The 16,385-nt window shown below is 69.9% G+C and carries 14 protein-coding genes; 7 read left to right on the forward strand and 7 right to left on the reverse strand.

Going from position 1 to position 16,385, the window contains the following annotated elements:
- Nucleotides 1-56 precede the first annotated feature (56 nt).
- Together KLK06_RS01830 and KLK06_RS01835 are read left to right on the forward strand one after the other, a co-directional pair.
- Nucleotides 57-503 carry an RNA polymerase sigma factor gene (locus KLK06_RS01830; RefSeq protein WP_284734873.1) on the forward strand — a complete coding sequence of 149 codons (447 nt, stop codon included), beginning with the start codon at nt 57-59 and terminating at the stop codon, nt 501-503.
- Nucleotides 496-1,443 (forward strand): hypothetical protein, encoded by a 948-nt coding sequence (locus KLK06_RS01835; protein ID WP_214633479.1) that lies wholly within the window; start codon nt 496-498, stop codon nt 1,441-1,443. Before KLK06_RS01830 ends, KLK06_RS01835 begins: the two co-directional genes overlap by 8 nt.
- Here KLK06_RS01835 and KLK06_RS01840 read toward each other — a convergent pair.
- The 4 genes from KLK06_RS01840 to KLK06_RS01855 form a co-directional block, all read right to left on the reverse strand.
- Nucleotides 1,440-2,405, reverse strand: a complete 966-nt coding sequence (locus KLK06_RS01840) for a glycosyltransferase (RefSeq protein WP_214633480.1) — start codon at nt 2,403-2,405, stop codon at nt 1,440-1,442. The genes KLK06_RS01835 and KLK06_RS01840 overlap by 4 nt on opposite strands.
- A gap of 57 nt (nt 2,406-2,462) precedes the next feature.
- Nucleotides 2,463-3,680 (reverse strand): acyltransferase family protein, encoded by a 1,218-nt coding sequence (locus tag KLK06_RS01845; protein ID WP_214633481.1) that lies wholly within the window; start codon nt 3,678-3,680, stop codon nt 2,463-2,465.
- 175 nt (nt 3,681-3,855) lie between these two features.
- On the reverse strand, nt 3,856-5,493 hold the full coding sequence (locus tag KLK06_RS01850; protein WP_214633482.1) for an LCP family protein: 1,638 nt from the start codon (nt 5,491-5,493) through the stop codon (nt 3,856-3,858).
- 172 nt (nt 5,494-5,665) lie between these two features.
- Nucleotides 5,666-7,120, reverse strand: a complete 1,455-nt coding sequence (locus KLK06_RS01855; RefSeq protein WP_308168057.1) for a hypothetical protein — start codon at nt 7,118-7,120, stop codon at nt 5,666-5,668.
- 234 nt (nt 7,121-7,354) lie between these two features.
- Here KLK06_RS01855 and KLK06_RS01860 point away from each other — a divergent pair, with 234 nt between their 5' ends.
- The 3 genes from KLK06_RS01860 to KLK06_RS01870 all read left to right on the forward strand — a co-directional run bounded on the left by KLK06_RS01860 (nt 7,355) and on the right by KLK06_RS01870 (nt 11,440).
- Complete coding sequence (locus tag KLK06_RS01860; RefSeq protein WP_214633483.1) at nt 7,355-9,388, forward strand: glycosyltransferase family 39 protein; 2,034 nt, start codon at nt 7,355-7,357, stop codon at nt 9,386-9,388.
- Nucleotides 9,389-9,483: 95 nt separating this feature from the next.
- A complete protein-coding gene (locus KLK06_RS01865; protein WP_308168058.1) occupies nt 9,484-10,377 on the forward strand; it encodes a glycosyltransferase family 2 protein in 894 nt (297 codons plus the stop codon).
- Between the two features lies 1 nt (nt 10,378).
- Complete coding sequence (locus tag KLK06_RS01870) at nt 10,379-11,440, forward strand: glycosyltransferase family 4 protein (RefSeq protein WP_214633485.1); 1,062 nt, start codon at nt 10,379-10,381, stop codon at nt 11,438-11,440.
- On the opposite strand, the gene KLK06_RS01875 is transcribed toward KLK06_RS01870, so the two are convergent.
- The 3 genes from KLK06_RS01875 to KLK06_RS01885 are packed head-to-tail and all read right to left on the reverse strand — an operon-like array spanning nt 11,341 to nt 14,493.
- Complete coding sequence (locus KLK06_RS01875; RefSeq protein WP_214633486.1) at nt 11,341-12,300, reverse strand: lysylphosphatidylglycerol synthase transmembrane domain-containing protein; 960 nt, start codon at nt 12,298-12,300, stop codon at nt 11,341-11,343. The genes KLK06_RS01870 and KLK06_RS01875 overlap by 100 nt on opposite strands.
- Before the next feature lie 9 nt (nt 12,301-12,309).
- Nucleotides 12,310-13,380: a hypothetical protein gene (locus KLK06_RS01880; RefSeq protein WP_214633487.1), complete on the reverse strand. Its 1,071-nt coding sequence runs from the start codon at nt 13,378-13,380 to the stop codon at nt 12,310-12,312.
- A 36-nt stretch (nt 13,381-13,416) separates the two neighbouring features.
- Nucleotides 13,417-14,493 (reverse strand): SPFH domain-containing protein, encoded by a 1,077-nt coding sequence (locus KLK06_RS01885; protein WP_214633488.1) that lies wholly within the window; start codon nt 14,491-14,493, stop codon nt 13,417-13,419.
- 95 nt (nt 14,494-14,588) lie between these two features.
- On the opposite strand from KLK06_RS01885, the gene KLK06_RS01890 reads away from it, so the two are divergent.
- Nucleotides 14,589-15,416, forward strand: coding sequence for a class I SAM-dependent methyltransferase (locus KLK06_RS01890; protein WP_214633489.1), 828 nt, complete (start codon nt 14,589-14,591; stop codon nt 15,414-15,416).
- Entirely contained in the window at nt 15,413-16,312 is a 900-nt protein-coding gene (locus tag KLK06_RS01895; RefSeq protein ID WP_308168059.1) for a lysylphosphatidylglycerol synthase transmembrane domain-containing protein, read from the forward strand. The genes KLK06_RS01890 and KLK06_RS01895 overlap by 4 nt, the downstream gene beginning before the upstream one ends.
- The last annotated feature ends 73 nt before the right edge of the window (nt 16,313-16,385 follow it).

Genomic DNA, 16,385 nt, shown 5'->3' on the forward strand with positions numbered 1-16,385 from the left:
CCCGTCTGGTCTGTTGTGACATTCGTAAGAACGCGGAGGGCATCATCATCGAGGAGCTGTACCGCGAGCACTGGGCGCTCGTGTGCGGGTTCCTGTTACGCCGCACCCGCGACCCCCATCTCGCCGAGGACCTGGCCCAGGAGACGTTCGTCAAGGCCACCAGGGCGCTGCTCGGCTGGCGCGGCGAGAACGCGGCCGCGTGGCTGCTCTCCATCGCCCGCAACGTTCTGGTCGACCACGTCCGGCGCCACCGCCGTGAGCTGGCCCTGCCCGACCCCGACGAGCTCGGCGTGCCCGCGATGCACGTCGAGTCGCTGGCCGTGCGCGACGCCCTGGACCGGCTGCCCGAGCAGCACCGCAGGCTGCTCGCCCTGGTCTACTTCGAGGGTTTCTCACTGGTCGAGGTGGCCGCGATGACCGGCAAGAAGCACGCCACGATCAAGACCGCTGTGTGGCGGGCCAGAGCCGCCTTCGCCGACATCTATGGAGTCCTCCATGACTGAAGACGACCTGCTGCCCATGCCGGACTTCGACCCCAAAGCGACCCGCCGGGCCGTCCGGCGGGGTCTCACCCGCACCGTGATCATCGTGCTGGCGGTGCTGGTCGTCCTCGTCCTGGTGGCGACGGTCGGCTCCAGCCTGATCCAGCAGCGCGGTGATCGGGAACGGCGCATGACGGACGTGCTCGGCACCGCCTTCAAGATCTACAACCCCGCCTACGACATCGGCGTCATGGACTCGGGTATCACCACGCCGCTGTCGATGTCGTTCACCGTGAACGTCAGCCCGATGCGGGCCACCGGGGGCTACGTCGGTGGTTACGGTGGCGTGGAACATGTCATCACCCAGGACTTCTTCGGTCACGTGGGCAGGTTGCCGCTGGGTAGCGGCGCCAACACCACGCTGAGCACGGCGCTCGCCAACGTGAGCACCGGCAACCAGCCCAAGCAGGACAGCCGCAAGGTCCTGGCCAGGCTGCCCGTGAGACTCAACGCGCTTTCCGTGATCGAGTTCGTCAAGCCGCTCACCGCCGAGGAGCTCGCCGCCTTCACCGCCCGATACAAGACCCACGCCGACAAGGTGGTGTACGAGCGGCGCCCCAGGTCGATCCCCATCACGTGGGGTCGGATGACGACGTGGGACCCTAGGCCCGAAACGGACGACACCACTAAGATCATCACCGCGATCGGGCCCGATGAGGCGATCAAGCTGGACCTCGCGGACTTCCGCCGCTGGGTGGGCATCCTCAAGGACTACGACGACGACAACCTGCATGACTTCGACCTGAGCCTGGCCCGCCTGCGCAAGGCCGCGAACGACGGTCTGGCCTACGCCTACGTGGACTCGGGGACCAAGATCGGCGAGTTGCGGAAGATCATCGAAGACCCGCTGGTCCAGACGGTCCGCGTGGCGGACGTCACCTACGACCTCGAACGGCCCTAGACGGCCAGGGAATGGGCGGGCACCCGGACCCCCGCCCACCTCTCCATCCTGGCCACGAACTCCGCCGCGTGGTCGGGCCAGTGGTGACGCAGCCGGGCCTCCGCGTGGCCGCGCGCCCCCAGGGCGACCCGCCGCGCGGGGTCCTCCTTGAGATCGAGTACGGCGTTCACCAGCGCGTCCACGTCGAGCGGCACCACGACCCCGCACCCGACCCGCTCCGCCACCGAGCCGTGCGGTGTGGTGATCACCGGGAGCCCCCGGCCCATGTAGTCGAGGATCTTGGTCGGCGTCCTCGGGCCGGTCTCCGCCGACAGGGCCAGGCCGGCCAGGGCGCCCTCGGCCATGCGGAGGGCGTGGCGGTTCGGGACGTACCCGAACCAGTCGAGCAGCCCGACCCGCTGCGCGTCCCGCAGCAGCGGCCGGACCTCACGGTCGGCGGCGCCGAGCAGGTCCATCCGGATGCCGTGCGGGACGAGCCGCTCGGCCAGCCCGATGAGCTCGGAGACGCCGCGCTCGAGGGAGAGCCGCCCGATGTGCACCACCCTGGTGTCGCCGGGCGGGGGCGGCGTCGCCGACACCAGGGTGGCTTCCGGCACCACGGCGGAGGTGACCACGTGGTGACGCCGCTCGGCCCGGGACAACTGCCTGGCGGTGACCTGCTCCCGTACGTCCCAGACGATCGGCGGGTGGTGGAAGGGCAGGGTGTGCAGCAGGCGGTGGTCGTGCAGCACCAGCAGGTCGGCGCCCTTCAGGCCGCGCTTGAGCGCGGCCCGCGCCCGGCCGTAGCCGGCGTTGCGTGGCACGTCGATCGCGGCGACGCCCATCGCGGGCGTGACGTTGTAGTAGGTGAAGGGCGCGACGTAGGTCACCTCGTGGCCCGCGTCGAGCAGCGCCCGGATCTGCCGATGCATGATCCGGGCGTCCTCGGGATGGTGGACGGTGGTGGCTACGCATACACGCATGCGGTCGATGCTGCGCCGCTACCCGGTCAATGGCGTAAATGCTGGGGGAATTGCCGCTTAACTTCCTGACGGGCGACGGTAGAGCCAAGTCAGCCGAGGTTCGAGCACCCACTTGAACACCGTGCGCGTCTCGGGCAGGCACAGCACGATCGCCAGGGCGAAACAGCTCGCACTGATCGCCAGCACCCCGAGCGGGCCGTGCAGCCAGGGCAGCTCCAGCCACCCCTGGTCCTTGGCGATGAGGACGGGGATGCCGTGGAGCAGGTAGCAGTAGAGGGTGCGGGTGCCGAGATCCGTGAACCAGGTCTCGCGCCTGGGCACCAGCGCCAGGACGGCGTACGACATGGCCAGCCCGCAGATCAGCAGCCCGGCGCGTACGCCGAGGCCCATCCACCAGGACAGATCTAAGTCCTGGAAGCTGTGCTTGTAGTAGAAGGGCTTCAGCGGCGCCTTGGGCGCGATGAAGATCGACACCGCGGCGGCGCCGAGCACCACGACCACCGAGACGATCTTGATCCACCGGCGGTCGAGCAGCTCGAAGTGCTCAGGCTGCATCACGAGCCCGATGACGAAGAACGGCATCAGACCGAAGAAGCGGTCCATGCTGAAGTCACCGGAGATCTGCGAGAACCCGGCGAACAGGTAGATCGCGATCGCCACCGGGATCGGGTGTTTCATCCGCTTCCACACGGGTGTGGACAGCCGCCAGAACAGCAGCGCCAGGAGGTACCAGTTGATCCACGCGGGATCGATGATCGTGAGGCTCCACTTTTGGCCCAGGCCGAGCCGGACGAGCGCGTAGCCGACCTCCACGATCACGTACGGCACGACGAACGTGTCGACCAGCTTGTTCGTCTTGGCGTTGGAGTTCCAGAAGTTTCTGGACAGATAGCCGCTGACGAGCACGAACAGCGGCATGTGGAAGGTGTAGATGAAGATGTAGAGCGACCTGGCCGAGTCGGTGGACAGCGTCGGCACCAGCGAGTGGCCGACGATCACGAACGCGATCAGGACGAACTTGACGTTGTCCAGATACGGGTCGCGCTTGCGCTTGGGGGCCTCGGGCTGGGGCTCGGGGGCCGGCTCCGGCTGCTCCTGATCCGACTCCTGGTCCGTCTTGGACGGGCCGACGCCGTGCGGATCCGTCTTCTCACTCCAGAAAGCCTCCTCCGGCAGCGGCCATTGAGCTCCTGTGCTCGCGGGGCCGGTGGCCTCGTCGGCGTCACCCGGGTCGGGGGGCGTCGTGACCGGTGGGGAGTGCTTGGTGTCAGACACTACGGAGTCGCTCAGCTTCACTCGGGGTCGGGGGAACGCGACAGGCAGCACGCATGCACACGTCCTTGACGAGTGAGACGAGCCGCGTCGCCGACCCGCTACACATTAGCCCGGCCACGAGGCTCCTGTCTCACGTGCAGTGCGAGAACCCCCGGTTACACAGGGAACTCGGAGGTCAGGTGCAGACGTTCTTCTGCTTGTCCGCCGAGATCGTGCTGTTGGTGACGCTGTCGGGCAGCTTGGTGACCTTGACCGACTTGAAGTCCTCGCCGATGATCAGCTGGATCACGGGCGGCTTCGCCGTCGCCGGGGTCGTCGAGGGCACCGGCACCGGGGAGGTGTAGGGCTGGGTGGTCGTCGGCTTGAGCTTGCCCGCCGTCGGAGCCGGCTTGGGCTGCATCGCCTTGATCAGCACGTCGCTGTACGCGGCGCCGTCGGCGGCGTTCTTGGCGTAGCGGACCTGGGTGGCCGCCTGGCTCTTGCCGTCGGCGGCCAGATAGTTGCCCACGCCCGTGACCTTGAAGCCCTCCTTGCTCAGCAGGTCGGCGACCTCCTTGGCCTTGCCCGTCGTCGTCGTGCCGTTGAGCACCTGGACCTGGACCTGCTCCGGCTTTACGTTGATCTTGGGCGTCGAGGCGGCGGTCGACGCCGACGCCGCGGGCTCGGGCAGGTCGACGTCGCTCTTGATCGCGTTGAACAGCTCGTTGGCGTCGGGCTGCCGCCAGATCACCCGGTTCTTGTCATCCGGGTCGGGCTGCCACGGGATCGTGGTGAACTTGACCCCGCCCGCCGTCATCTTCTGCGCGCTCGTGGCGATCTCGATGAGCTGGCTGGTGTCGTTGGCCAGGTCCGGGTCCATCGTCACCGACTTGGCGGTGGCCTTGATGAAGTCCCTGAGCTTCCCGACGTCGGTGAGCAGCTGGCTGCTGGTGGCCTTCTGCACGACCTTGCTCAGGAAGATCTGCTGGCGCTTGATCCGCTGGATGTCGCTGCCGTCACCGTAGTGGCGCAGCCGGACGTAGCCCAGCGCCTGCTCGCCGTTCAGCACGCTCTTGCCCGCGGGCAGCTTCAGGTGGGAGTTCTTGTCGTCCACGCCGTTGGCGAGGCAGATCTCGATGCCGTCGAGCGCGTCGACGATGTTCTTGAAACCGCTGAAGTCGACCTCGACGAAGTGGTCGACGCGGATGCCGGTGAGGGTCTCCAGCGTGGACATCGTGCAGGCGACGCCGCCCGAGCTGTACGCCGAGTTGATCATGTCGCGGCGCGGCGGCATCTCCTGCTTGGTGGTCTCGTTCTTGCACTTGGGGATCTGCACCATCGAGTCGCGCGGGAAGCTGATGAGCCGCGCCTGGTCCCGGTTGGGCGAGATGTGCATCAGGATGATCGTGTCGGTGCGCTTGCCGCCCGCGTCGGCCTTCCTGGCGTCCGCCTGGCCGTACTTCGCGTTGCCCTTGCCCGCGCGGGTGTCGGAGCCGACCAGCAGCACGTTGAGCGCGCCGGTCTCAGGCGGCCGGGGGTTGATGATGTCCTTGTCGACGGGTCTCTGGTTGATGTTGCTGAAGGCGTCGCGGTAGAGCGTGTAGCCGGTCAGCGCGCCGGCGACCATGAGCGAGGTGGTCGCGATGCTGATCCAGGCCAGCACGCGCATCTTGTTGCCACCACCGCCACCGCCGCCGCGATGGCCGCGGGGCGGCAGGTCTTCGGGGGGCGGGGGAGGAGGAGAGGATGCCGCCGCCCGGCGCGACATCCGGCTGCCGGGCTGTGTCGAGGCGACCCTGCGGTCCTGCACGGACACGCTCCACTGGTCACTCATGCGCCCCCTCGCCTAGTCCGGTTGGCTCGGTCATTCTGCGCCACGAGACTAGGTCACGGACGGCGTACCCGCAGCCATGACGAAGAGAATCGACCGTGACCCGGACGTGATGTTACCGCGCAAAAGCATACTCAGAACTGGACATTTAGCGGAATATTCATCGTCAAAGTCTTTACGCAGTGCGGGGGTCGGAACGGGTGGCCAGAGCCGCCGCCAGGCAGGCCAGGGGTACGGCCGGCAGGACGTACCGGTAGTCGAACTCGGCCACGGCCGGCGGTATGACCAGCAGGAGCACCGCCGTTGACCAGGGCAGCAACCACGGGGGCGGCTCGTTGGTCAGGCTCGCGAGCCGTCGCCCGCCGGACCGCCACCGCCTGATCGCCAGGGCGGGCGGGACGAGCAGGACGGCCAGCAGCACGGTGCCCGGCAGACGCCCGACACTCTGGTAGGCGCGCATCCAGCCGGCGTACGGCTCGACGACCTCGGTGCCGATCGGTCCCCGCTCGTAGCGCTTGCCCAGGTCGACGCCGAGCTGCGCGGCCCACCGGCCCGGAGGCCGCGGCGAGACGGCGGGGAACTCGTAGTAGTCGTAGATCTCGTGGTCGGGGTAGACCGGACGGCCCCAGACGAACGAACGCCCCAGCTCAGACAGCACGGAGGCCGCGTAGTCGAGCGGCTGCTCACGAATGGCCAGCGAGGCGAACCGGCCCGCCAGATCGTCGGTCTCCTCGGTGAACGTGATGTCGGGCAGCGCGACGAGCGGTGAGTCCTTGGCCCAGATGTACTCCTGCGAGGGCGGACGCCGATCGGGCGGCCGGGGGTCGCAGAGCACCTTGAGATCCGGTGGGGGCTCCATCTTCGCGCAGTCGGCGAACGACATCGTGCGGGCGTAGAGGAACACGCCGTTCGCCCCGACGATCCCGACGCGGTGATAGGTGGCGTAGAACCAGCCCCCGTACGCGATGACCGGCGCCAGCGCGGCCACCACCACGATCCCGGCGAGCCCCACCCGCCTGCGCAGCAGGAACCAGGCCGCCACGACCACGATCAGCGGCTGGCCGACGGTCCTGGTGAGCGTGGCGGCGGCCAGCAGCAGCCCGACGGCGATCACCACGGGCCGGTCGGCCAGGGTGAGCGCGATCGCGGCGACGACCAGGAACATGAAGAGCGCGTCGGAGACGAGCAGGTGCTCCAGCTCGATCTGGTAGGCGTCCAGCAGCACCGGCACCGTGGCCAGCGTCGCCACCCACCGGGGCGCCCGGCGCGCGCACCGGTAGACCAGCACGCCGGTGGCCAGGCCGAGCAGGTGCTGCGCGGCGGTGATCGCGCCGAAGGAGTGGAACGGTTCGAGCGCCTTCATGAAGGCCGAGTAGCCGGCCGGGCGCACCAGGTCGGGGCGGGGGTGGAAGACGGTGACGACGTAGGTGAAGGAGTCGGGGAACCACAGGGCCGGGCGGTAGCCGAGCATCGTGACGACCCGCAGCGCCGCGCCCAGGGTCAGGACCGCCAGGAACCAGCCGTGCCGCCGCGCCAGTGAGGCCGCCGCCCGGGCGGGCCCGGGCCTGGGCTCGGGCTCGCCGACGAGCGTCGTCTCCTCCACCCGGACGTCCTCCCGCTTCCCCCGCACGTCGCGTACGCTACCCGCGTTTCGCGCGATCCCGCGTAACCGCCCATCCGGGGCGCGCTGAGGCCTTTGGGGTCTTCGCGTTGTGCGGGCTGGGGCCCTCGTGTGTGGGGGCTGGGGCCCGTGGGATCACTGCGCTGCCCGCGCGGAGGGCACTTGGGATCGTCTCGTCGTCCGGCCCGAGGGCGTTGTGGGATCGTCGCGGCGTCCGTCGGTTGGATACGCTCGCGATCACCGATGGGAATCGCGTGGCTGGACGGGACGCGCAGGCCGTCGGCGGGCCGGGTGCTCGCCGTGGTCTCGGTGCTGCCTGCCCTGGTCGTGGCGGGCTGGCTGCTCGCCGCGCTGCCCCTGCTGCTGGCCGGCTGGTACCGACCGGTGCCCGCGCTGGTGCTCGGGGCGGTGGTCATCGGGGCGCTCTGCTGGTTCGCCCTCCGTCGGCCGCTCAAGGCCGTGGAAGGGACAGGTCAGGCGACCGCGCGGCAGGTCGGCGCGGTCGTCGCCGTCGCGGTCGGGTCCGGTGTGTTCAACGCGATCATGCACAGCGAGCAGCTGATCGTCAGGCGGGACCCCGCCACGTACGCGCAGTACGCCATCTGGCTGGCCGGACACGGCTCGCTGCCGATCCCCGCGCAGGCGGAGGCGTTCGGCGGGGCTGACCCGGCGCTCATGTTCGAGAGCGTCGGGTTCTACGACGTCGACGGGTCGGTGGTGCCGCAGTTCATGCCGGGACCGCCGCTGCTGTTCGCCGCGGGTGACTGGCTCGGCGGGCTGCTGCTGACACCCGCTGTGCTGGGGGCGCTGGCCGTGCTCACACTGGCGGGGGTGGTGGGCCGGCTCGTCGGCGGGCGCTGGGCGCCGGTGGCGGCGCTGGCCTTCGCGGTGAGCCTGCCGATCCTCTACACCTCACGGACCACCTTCAGCGAGATTCCCTCTCTGATCCTGCTGTTCGGCGGCCTGGCTCTGGTCCACGACGCCCTCTCCCGCGGGAGCATCCAGCGAAGAGGGGGGGCGCTGGCCGGGCTGGTGTTCGGGCTGGCCGTGCTGGTCAGGATCGATGGGCTGCGTGATGTGCTGCCGGTCCTGGCGTTCGCCGGGACGCTGATCGCCTGGCGGCGCCTCGGCAGGCCCCAGGGGGCGCTCGGGCCGCCGCTCCTGCTCGGGCTCGCGGTCGGTGCCGGGTTGGGGCTGCTGGCGGCGTACGTGCTTGCGCGGCCGTATCTGTCCTATCTGTCCAGGTCGGTCAATCCGCTGCTGCTCATCTGCGCCGCCGTTCTCGTCCTCACCATGGCCGGTACGCTCGCCGCGCCCCGGCTGGCCCGGATCCGGTTGCCCAGGTGGCTTCCGGACGTGGGGGCGGTGCTGGTCGTGCTGGTCATGGTCGGCCTGGCCGTGCGGCCGTGGCTGCAGACCGTGCGACGGGTGGCCACGACGGAGGAAGACAAGCTCACCGCCGCGTTCATCGAACAGTCGCAGAAGATCGACCGCCTGCCCGTCGACGGCACCCGGCTCTACTCGGAGCTGTCCCTGCACTGGGTGAGCTGGTACGTCGGCGTCCCCGTGATCGTCCTCGCCACGATCGCGGCGGCGGTGCTGGTGCGCGGGCTGCTCAGGAACGGTTCCCCGGCCGAGTGGCTGCTGCCGCTGGCCGTCATCGGCTGGACCACGGTCACCACGCTGCTGCGCCCGGAGATCACCCCCGACCAGCCGTGGGCGGCCCGCCGCCTGGTCCCGGTGGTGATCCCGGGGCTGATCCTGCTGGCGGTGTGGGGGCTGGAGTGGGTGCGCGGCCGGGCCATCCTGCGCGGGTACGGCCGATGGATCGCCGCCGCGGGCACCGTGCTCATCCTGGTGCCACCGGTCATCACGTCGATCGGGACCGCGTTCACCCAGGTGGAGCGGGGCGAGCGGGCGGCGGTCGAGGCGATGTGCGCGAAGATCCCGCCGAACGCCTCGGTGCTGATCGTCGAGCGGGTGACGGGTAACCGGTTCACCCAGCTCGTCCGCGGCATGTGCGGCCGACCGGCGGCGCAGGTCCGCGCGGTGACGGGGGATACGGCCGATGAAGCCGACGTGCGCCGGATGATCGCTCGCGTCCGCGCCACCGGCCGCGTCCCGGTCGTGCTGGCGGCCGAGGCGGCCCAGGTGGCCGCTTACGGCCCGAAGACGCAGGTCATGGCCCTGGTGACCCCGCAGGACGAGCGGGCTCTCGTCGACGCGCCGAACGGCACCTGGACGCTCCGGATCGACGTGTGGATGGCCGTGGGCTGACCTCGTCGCCGGTGTCAGGTGGACTCGGCTCCCGGCTGGGCAGAGTACCCTCGACGCACGTGAGCACGCCTGAGACCCCCCAGAGTGGAAACGCCGTGGAAGAAGCGCCATACGTCACGATCGTCTTGCCCTGCTACAACGAGCAGGACCACGTCATCGACGAGGTCGAGCGCATCACCAAGGCGATGGACTCCAGCGGCTATACCTATGAGCTGGTGGCGGTCGACGACTGTTCCACCGACGAGACGCTGGCCAGGCTGCAGGAGGCCGCGCCGCGGTTCGAGCAGCTGCGGATCCGCGCGTTCCACCGCAACGGCGGGGCGGGCACCGTGCGCCGCATCGGCACGCAGGAGGCCAAGGGCGAGATCGTCGTCTGGACCGACGCCGACATGACCTACCCCAACGAGCGCATCCCCGAGCTGGTCCAGCTCCTGGAGAAGGACACGACGGTCGACATGGTCGTCGGCGCCCGTACGTCCGAGGAGGGCTCGCACAAGCTGCTGCGCGTCCCGGCCAAGTGGGTGATCCGCAAGGTGGCCGAGCAGCTCGCCGGGCAGAAGATCCCCGACCTCAACTCCGGGCTGCGCGCCTTCCGCAAGACGGTGGCCAAGCCCTACCTGCGGCTGCTGCCGCCCGGGTTCTCCTGCGTCACGACGATCACGCTGTCGTTCCTGTCGAACCAGCACGACGTCCACTACCTGCCGATCGACTACGCCAAGCGGGCGGGCAAGTCGAAGTTCAGCTTCGTCTCCGACGCCTACCGCTACATCCTGCAGGTGCTGCGGATGATCATGTACTTCAACCCGCTCAAGGTGCTCATGCCGCCCGCGCTGTGGCTGGTGGCGATCGGGTTCGTCAAGGGGATCTGGGACATGATCCAGCACCCGTTCTACTTCCCGGCCAACACCGTCATGATCTTCCTGTCGGGGCTGCTCATCGGGTCCGTGGCACTGCTGGCCGACCTGATCGTGCGCTCGCGGGGCGAATAGCGTGCGCATCGCCATCGTCGGCCCCACCTACCCGTACAAAGGGGGCGGGGCGCAGCACACCACCGAGCTGGCGCACCGGCTGACGGCGCTCGGCCACGACGTGGTGATCGAGTCGTGGCGGGCCCAATACCCGGCGTTCCTCTACCCGGGCCAGCAGACGATCTCCGCACCCGAGGGCACCCCCTACCCCAAGACGCTGCGCAGGCTCGACTGGCGCAGCCCCGGCGGCTGGGTGGCCTGCGGACGCCGGCTGCGCTCGGCCGACCTGGTGATCCTGGCCGTCCTGAGCCCGGTGCAGGTCCCGGCCTATCTCGGCATCCTGTACGGCCTGGGCAGGAAGGCCAAGGCCGTCGCCCTGTGCCACAACGTGCTGCCGCATGAGCGCAAGCCGTACGACAGGCCGCTGATGAAGGCGCTGCTCAACCGGGTCGACGCGGTGCTGACCCACTCCGACGAGCAGGCGGCGCTGGCGGCCTCCCTGAGTGACCGGCCGGTGAGTGTGGCCGGGCTGCCGCCGCACCTGCCGTCCACGACCGGGGAGCGATCCGCCGAGGTGCACGAGCGGCTGCTGTTCTTCGGCATGGTCCGGCCGTACAAGGGGCTCGACCTGCTGCTGCGCGCCCTGCCGGAGGGGGTCGGGCTGACCGTGGCGGGTGAGTTCTGGGGCGGGCTCGACGGCACCCGCGCGTTGATCGGCGAGCTGGGCATCGCGGACCGGGTGGAGCTGCGGCCCGGATACGTGGCCGCCGAGGACGTGCCGAAGCTGTTCGCCGCCGCCGACGCGCTCGTCCTGCCGTACCGTACCGCGACCGCCAGTCAGAACGTCTGGCTGGCGCACGAGCACGGCGTGCCGGTGATCGCGACCCGCGTCGGCGCGCTCGCCGACCACGTGACCGACGGCGTCGACGGGCTGCTGATCGAGCCGGACGACGTCGAGGCGCTCAACCGGGCCATCACCCGGTTCTACGCGCCGGGCGAGCCCGAACGGTTGCGGTCGGGCGTCAAGGCGGTCGATCCGGAGCCGTTCTGGTCGGCGTACTCAGCGGTGCTCCTCGACGCCTGACGGCCCAGCAGGAACGCGATGCCCGCGGCGACGGCGTCACCCAGGGTGAACGCCAGCCGCGACACCACCGCGACCGCGTAGGACGGGCCGGTGCCGATCAGCGGCGAGAGCACGAGGATCATGGCGCCCTCACGCACCCCGACCCCGGCGGGCACGACGAACGTCAGCAGCCCGGTGGCCCAGGCGAACGCGTAGGCCCCGGTCGCGACCACGTAGAGGTCCCATCTGCCGGACAGCAGCCAGGTGTGCAGGCCGTAGATGAACCAGCCGAGCGCGGTCCAGCCCACCGCGACCAGCACGGTACGGCCGGGCAGCACGCTTTCGAGCGGCTCCTTGCGCGCCAGGCGCAGGGCCAGGTTGAGGCCCCAGGTGAGCACCTTGGGATGCAGGCACACGATGATCACGGGGACGAGCAGCAGCAGGTACCACGCCTGGCGCACGGCCTGCTGCGTCGCCAGCGTCGCGGCGGCGATCGAGAGCGCGACCCCCAGGTTGATCACCAGCGACAGCGAGATGCAGGCGAACGTCCGGCGCGGCGGGCTGCCGTGGTCACGGCCGAGCTCCATCATCGCCGCGTACGCCCAGACCGAGCCGGGGATGTACTTGCCGAGCTGACCCACGAACATGATCCGCCCGGTCACCCGCAGCGGCAGCGGCGACCCGAGCCCGGCCAGCACCTTCCGCCAGGCGAGCAGCATGCAGAACTGCCCGGCCAGCACCGCGGCGAACGCCCCGAGCACCGCCCACGGCGACAGCGCGGTCACGGCCGCGGTGGTCTCGTCCCAGTTTCTGGCCAGTCCGTACCCGAGAAAACCGAGCGCGACCAGCGCGAGGACGACGCGCAGCAGGCGACGGAGCATTGGCCAAGGTTAACCGTGGTTGACCGCGTATATCCAGACGACAGCGGTGACCACCGCGAGAACGGCCAGCACCGCGAGCACGATCTTGACGGTGCTGTAGGGCCGGTCGCCCTGCACCTCGCCGTTGATCCCGTTGATGAGCACCTGGTACGTCTTGCCGCCGAACAGGTAGCAGCCGATCCACACCGGCAGCAGCATCAGCTTGAACGTGACGTCGGAGTAGGACGTGTTGACCGAGTGCACGCGCTGCTCGTCGCCGCCGATGTCGTCGCGGCAGTCGCCCTCGATGATCTTCGCCATGCGGCTCTTGGCCTGCTCCAGGCCGCTCTGCGGCTCGGTGTCGTAGCGCAGGCTGTGGTGCCCGGCGACATAGCCCGGCTGGTACGGGACGGCGCTCTTCAGCGGCCACGGTTCGAGCTCGTCGAGCCGCTCCTTGCCGACCTGGCCGGTGGCGCTGACCAGCACGTCGTCGAAGGCGCGCGACACCCTGCCGCCGGCGGGGTACCAGCGGGTCCTGCGGACCTGGCGGGTCTTGGTCTGGCCGTTCTCGGTGTAGGTCTCGGTCACCCAGTAGTGCTCGCCGCGCTGGCCGGTGTAGTCGGAGACCGTTCCGGCGTCGAACGTCCAGTGGGGGAGGTAGGTGCTCTTCATCGACTCCGCCTCGGAGACCTTCTTGAGGCGGTTCGGGGCGAACCAGCGGGTCTTCACCCAGCCGCGGAGGTGATGCCGGGCGCCCTGGCGGTCGAGGGCGAACGGGAGCACCGCCTCCGGGGCGATCTGCGAGTCGGCCGTGGTGTCGGCGATCAGGGCGGTGCCGCAGAACTGGCAGAGCTTGGAGATCGCGTCGCTCTCGGTGCGGGCGTGGCAGCCCGGGCAGGCGAACTGGTTCGGGGCCGTCGACCGTACGCGCGGCTTGGCCAGGAAGGCGTCGTAGGAGTGCTCGCGGACGGCGCGGGCGGGGGCGGCGATGGGCTGCTCGTGGCCGCAGTACGGGCAGCGCAGGACGGTGGTGCCCGGCGCGAAGGCCACGCTCGCGCCGCAGCCCGCGCACGGCTGCGTGGTCTGGGTGGGGGTGCTCAAGGGATGCTTTCCTCTAGGACGGGGGGCGGGCGCTGCTCAGGACGGGGGCAGCGGGGGCGGGGTGCTGCTCAGGAGGGACGCCAGCTCGGGAACGTCACCGGCGGGGGCCCACTGGGCCATCCCGGCCTTCCAGACCAGCGAGGCGGGCGTGAGCCCGGCTCCGGCGAGTGCCGCCGGGTCGAACGGGCCGCGCCGCTCGCCGTCCACACCCAGGAACCACTGCTGCTGGGGCAGGGGCGGCGGCCCCTGCTGCGCGGGCCGCTGGGCCTGCTCCGGCTTGAGTGCGGCGGCCATCTGCTGACCCGCGGCGATGCCCATGCCGAGGCCCATCCCCTCGCTGACCCCGCCCGAGTTCTCCAGCGCGTTGGCCGCCTGGAACTTCGCGTACTGCCCCAGATCGCCCAGGATCCCCATCTGCGAGCGCTTGTCCAGCGCCTCCTCCACCTCGGGAGGCAGCGAGATGTTCTCGAAGGTGAAGTTCGGCACCGAGATGCCCACTCCGGCCAGATCCGCCGTGAGCACCTCGGCCAGTTGCCGGCCCATCGCGTGCTGGTTGGCCGCCATGTCCAGCACCGGCATGTTCGCGGTGCCCAGGGCGTGGGCCAGCCTGCCGACGATCATCTGGCGGAGGTAGCCCTCCACCTCCTCGGTGCGGAACTGTGCGTCGGTCCCGGCCAGCTCCACCAGCAGCTTGCGCCCGTCGATCACCCGGGCCGAGTAGGACCCGAACGCGCGCAGCCGCACCGGACCGAACTCGGGGTCGCGCACCATGACGGGGTTCTGCGTGCCCCACTTGAAGTCGGTGAACTGCCGGGTGCTGACGAAGTACACCTCGGCCTTGAACGGCGAGTGGAAGCCGTACTTCCAGCCCTTCAGCGTCGACAGGATCGGCAGGTTGCGCGTCTCCAACGTGTACGTGCCGGGCGGGAACGCGTCGGCGATCTGGCCCTCGTTGACGAACACCGCCACCTGCGACTCGCGCACCACGAGCCGGGCGCCCATCTTGATCTCGTTCTCGTGCCGCGGGAAGCGCCAGACGATCGTGTCCCGGCTGTCGTCCAGCCATTCGACGATGTCAATGAACTCGCCCCGGATCTTATCGAAGAGCGCCATTTCTTCCCCGTCTTCCGCTATCTCACAGGCGGGCCACCGTACCAAAGTCGTTTCGACCGGTCAGCGCCTCCCACACGCGGGTACTGTTGGGCGGCGTGGGTAAGGAACGGGTCGCACAGCTGGAGTACTCCGAGTTCCAGTCGGCGATGCTCGACGAGAAGAAGCGCCGGCGCAAGGCCGCGAAGATCATCGCGGTGGTGGAGCACTTCCACGGCCCGCTCGGCGGGCTGACCGTCGGCGATGTCGGCTGCTCGGCCGGGTTCATCGCCGACGAGCTGGCCGGCGCGGGGGCCAAGCACACGCTGGGCATCGACATCGACGTCCCGGGGCTGCGCAAGGCGGCCGACCGGTTCGGCGAGCGGGTGGCGTTCGTCTGTGGTGACGGCACCGCGTTGCCGTTCCCCGACGGCTCGGTCGACGTGCTGGTGTTCAACCACATCTACGAGCATGTGGTCGACCCCGACGCCGTGGTGGCCGAGATGCACCGTGTGCTGTCCGATGACGGGGTGCTCTACCTGGGGCTGGGCAATCGGCTCGGCATCATCGAGCCGCACTACAAGCTGCCGTTCCTGTCGTACCTGCCGCCCGCGCTCGCCGACCGCTACGTGCGCGCCTCCGGGCGCGCCGACCACTACTACGAGCGCTTCCGCACCCGGCGCGGGCTGCGCAGGATGCTGCGGGCCTTCCACGTGTGGGACTACACCTTCCCGGTGCTGGCGACGCCGACCCGGTTCGCCGGGTCCGAGCTGTTCCCGGGCGCGCTCGGGCGCCTGGTGCAGGCCGTGCTGGCGCGCACACCGCGCGCGGTGCTGCGGCTGCTCCTGCCGATCGTGCCCACGTACCTGTGGGTGGCGACGAAGACGCCCCGGCGCCCGGCCGGCGCCGGCCTTCCGCAGCCGCCCGAGCGGGTTCGCCCCCTGTGAGCACCATCAAACCCGGTACGTCAGGCAAGGCGCCCGGCGTGCGGAAGGTCGTGCGGTTCGGGTTCCTGCTGGTCGCCCTCGGGTTCGGTGTGTGGGCCGTGGCGTCGCAGTGGGACGCCGTGGTCGCCGGGTTTGCCCGGCTGAGCTGGCCGCTGCTGGCCGCCTCTCTGGTCGGCGTCGTGGGCGCGCTGCTGGGCGCCATGATGACCTGGCGCACCCTGCTGGCCGACCTGGGCTCGCCGCTGCCCCTCCGCCCCGCCGCCAAGGTGTTCTTCGTCGGCCAGCTCGGCAAGTACATCCCCGGCGCGGTCTGGCCGGTGCTCGCCCAGATGGAGATGGGCCGCGACCTCGGCGTGCCACGCCCGCGCAGCGCGGCGGCGTTCTTCCTGACGATGCCCATCCAACTGGCCACCGGCCTGCTCGTCACACTGGTCACGCTCGGCTGGGACCGGTTCGGCTGGCTGCTGCTCCTCGTCCCCGTGCTGCTGGTGCTGCTGGAGCCCAAGGTGATCAACGGGCTGATCGGGTTCGGTCTGCGCCGGCTCAAGCGCGAGCCGCTCGAACACCCGCTCACCCGGCGCGGCATGCTCACCGCGCTCGGCTGGGCCCTGGCCGGCTGGATCTGCTACGGCCTGCACCTGTACTTCATCGTGCCGCAGGCCGGCCTGCTCTTCGCCATCGGCGCCTTCGCGCTGTCGTGGTGCCTGGGCATCATGTCGGTCATCGTGCCCGCCGGGGCCGGTGTTCGGGAAGTGGTCATCGTGGGCGTGCTGTCCCCGGTGATGCCCTCGGGTCAGGCCATCGCCGTGGCTCTTTCATCGCGAATCGTCATCGTCATCGGTGATCTGATCTGCGCGGGTATCGCGGGAATCGCGGCTCGGCGCGACTCGGTGTGATTTAGACCACGATTTGGGGGACGCTGGTCATAAGCTGAACCTAGAGGGGGACGACAGATCCCACGTTGATCTT

Origin of the sequence: Nonomuraea sp. NEAU-A123 (assembly GCF_018603905.1) — a bacterium.
Classification (GTDB): Bacteria; Actinomycetota; Actinomycetes; order Streptosporangiales; family Streptosporangiaceae; genus Nonomuraea.

Bases quoted from the DNA above. Each gene is read 5' to 3' on its own strand.
- KLK06_RS01835 (WP_214633479.1), top strand. From the start codon at position 496: ATGACTGAAGACGACCTGCTGCCCATGCCGGACTTCGACCCCAAAGCG.
- KLK06_RS01840 (WP_214633480.1), bottom strand. From the start codon at position 2,405: ATGCGTGTATGCGTAGCCACCACCGTCCACCATCCCGAGGACGCCCGG.
- KLK06_RS01850 (WP_214633482.1), bottom strand. From the start codon at position 5,493: ATGAGTGACCAGTGGAGCGTGTCCGTGCAGGACCGCAGGGTCGCCTCG.
- KLK06_RS01860 (WP_214633483.1), top strand. From the start codon at position 7,355: ATGGGAATCGCGTGGCTGGACGGGACGCGCAGGCCGTCGGCGGGCCGG.
- KLK06_RS01875 (WP_214633486.1), bottom strand. From the start codon at position 12,300: ATGCTCCGTCGCCTGCTGCGCGTCGTCCTCGCGCTGGTCGCGCTCGGT.
- KLK06_RS01885 (WP_214633488.1), bottom strand. From the start codon at position 14,493: ATGGCGCTCTTCGATAAGATCCGGGGCGAGTTCATTGACATCGTCGAA.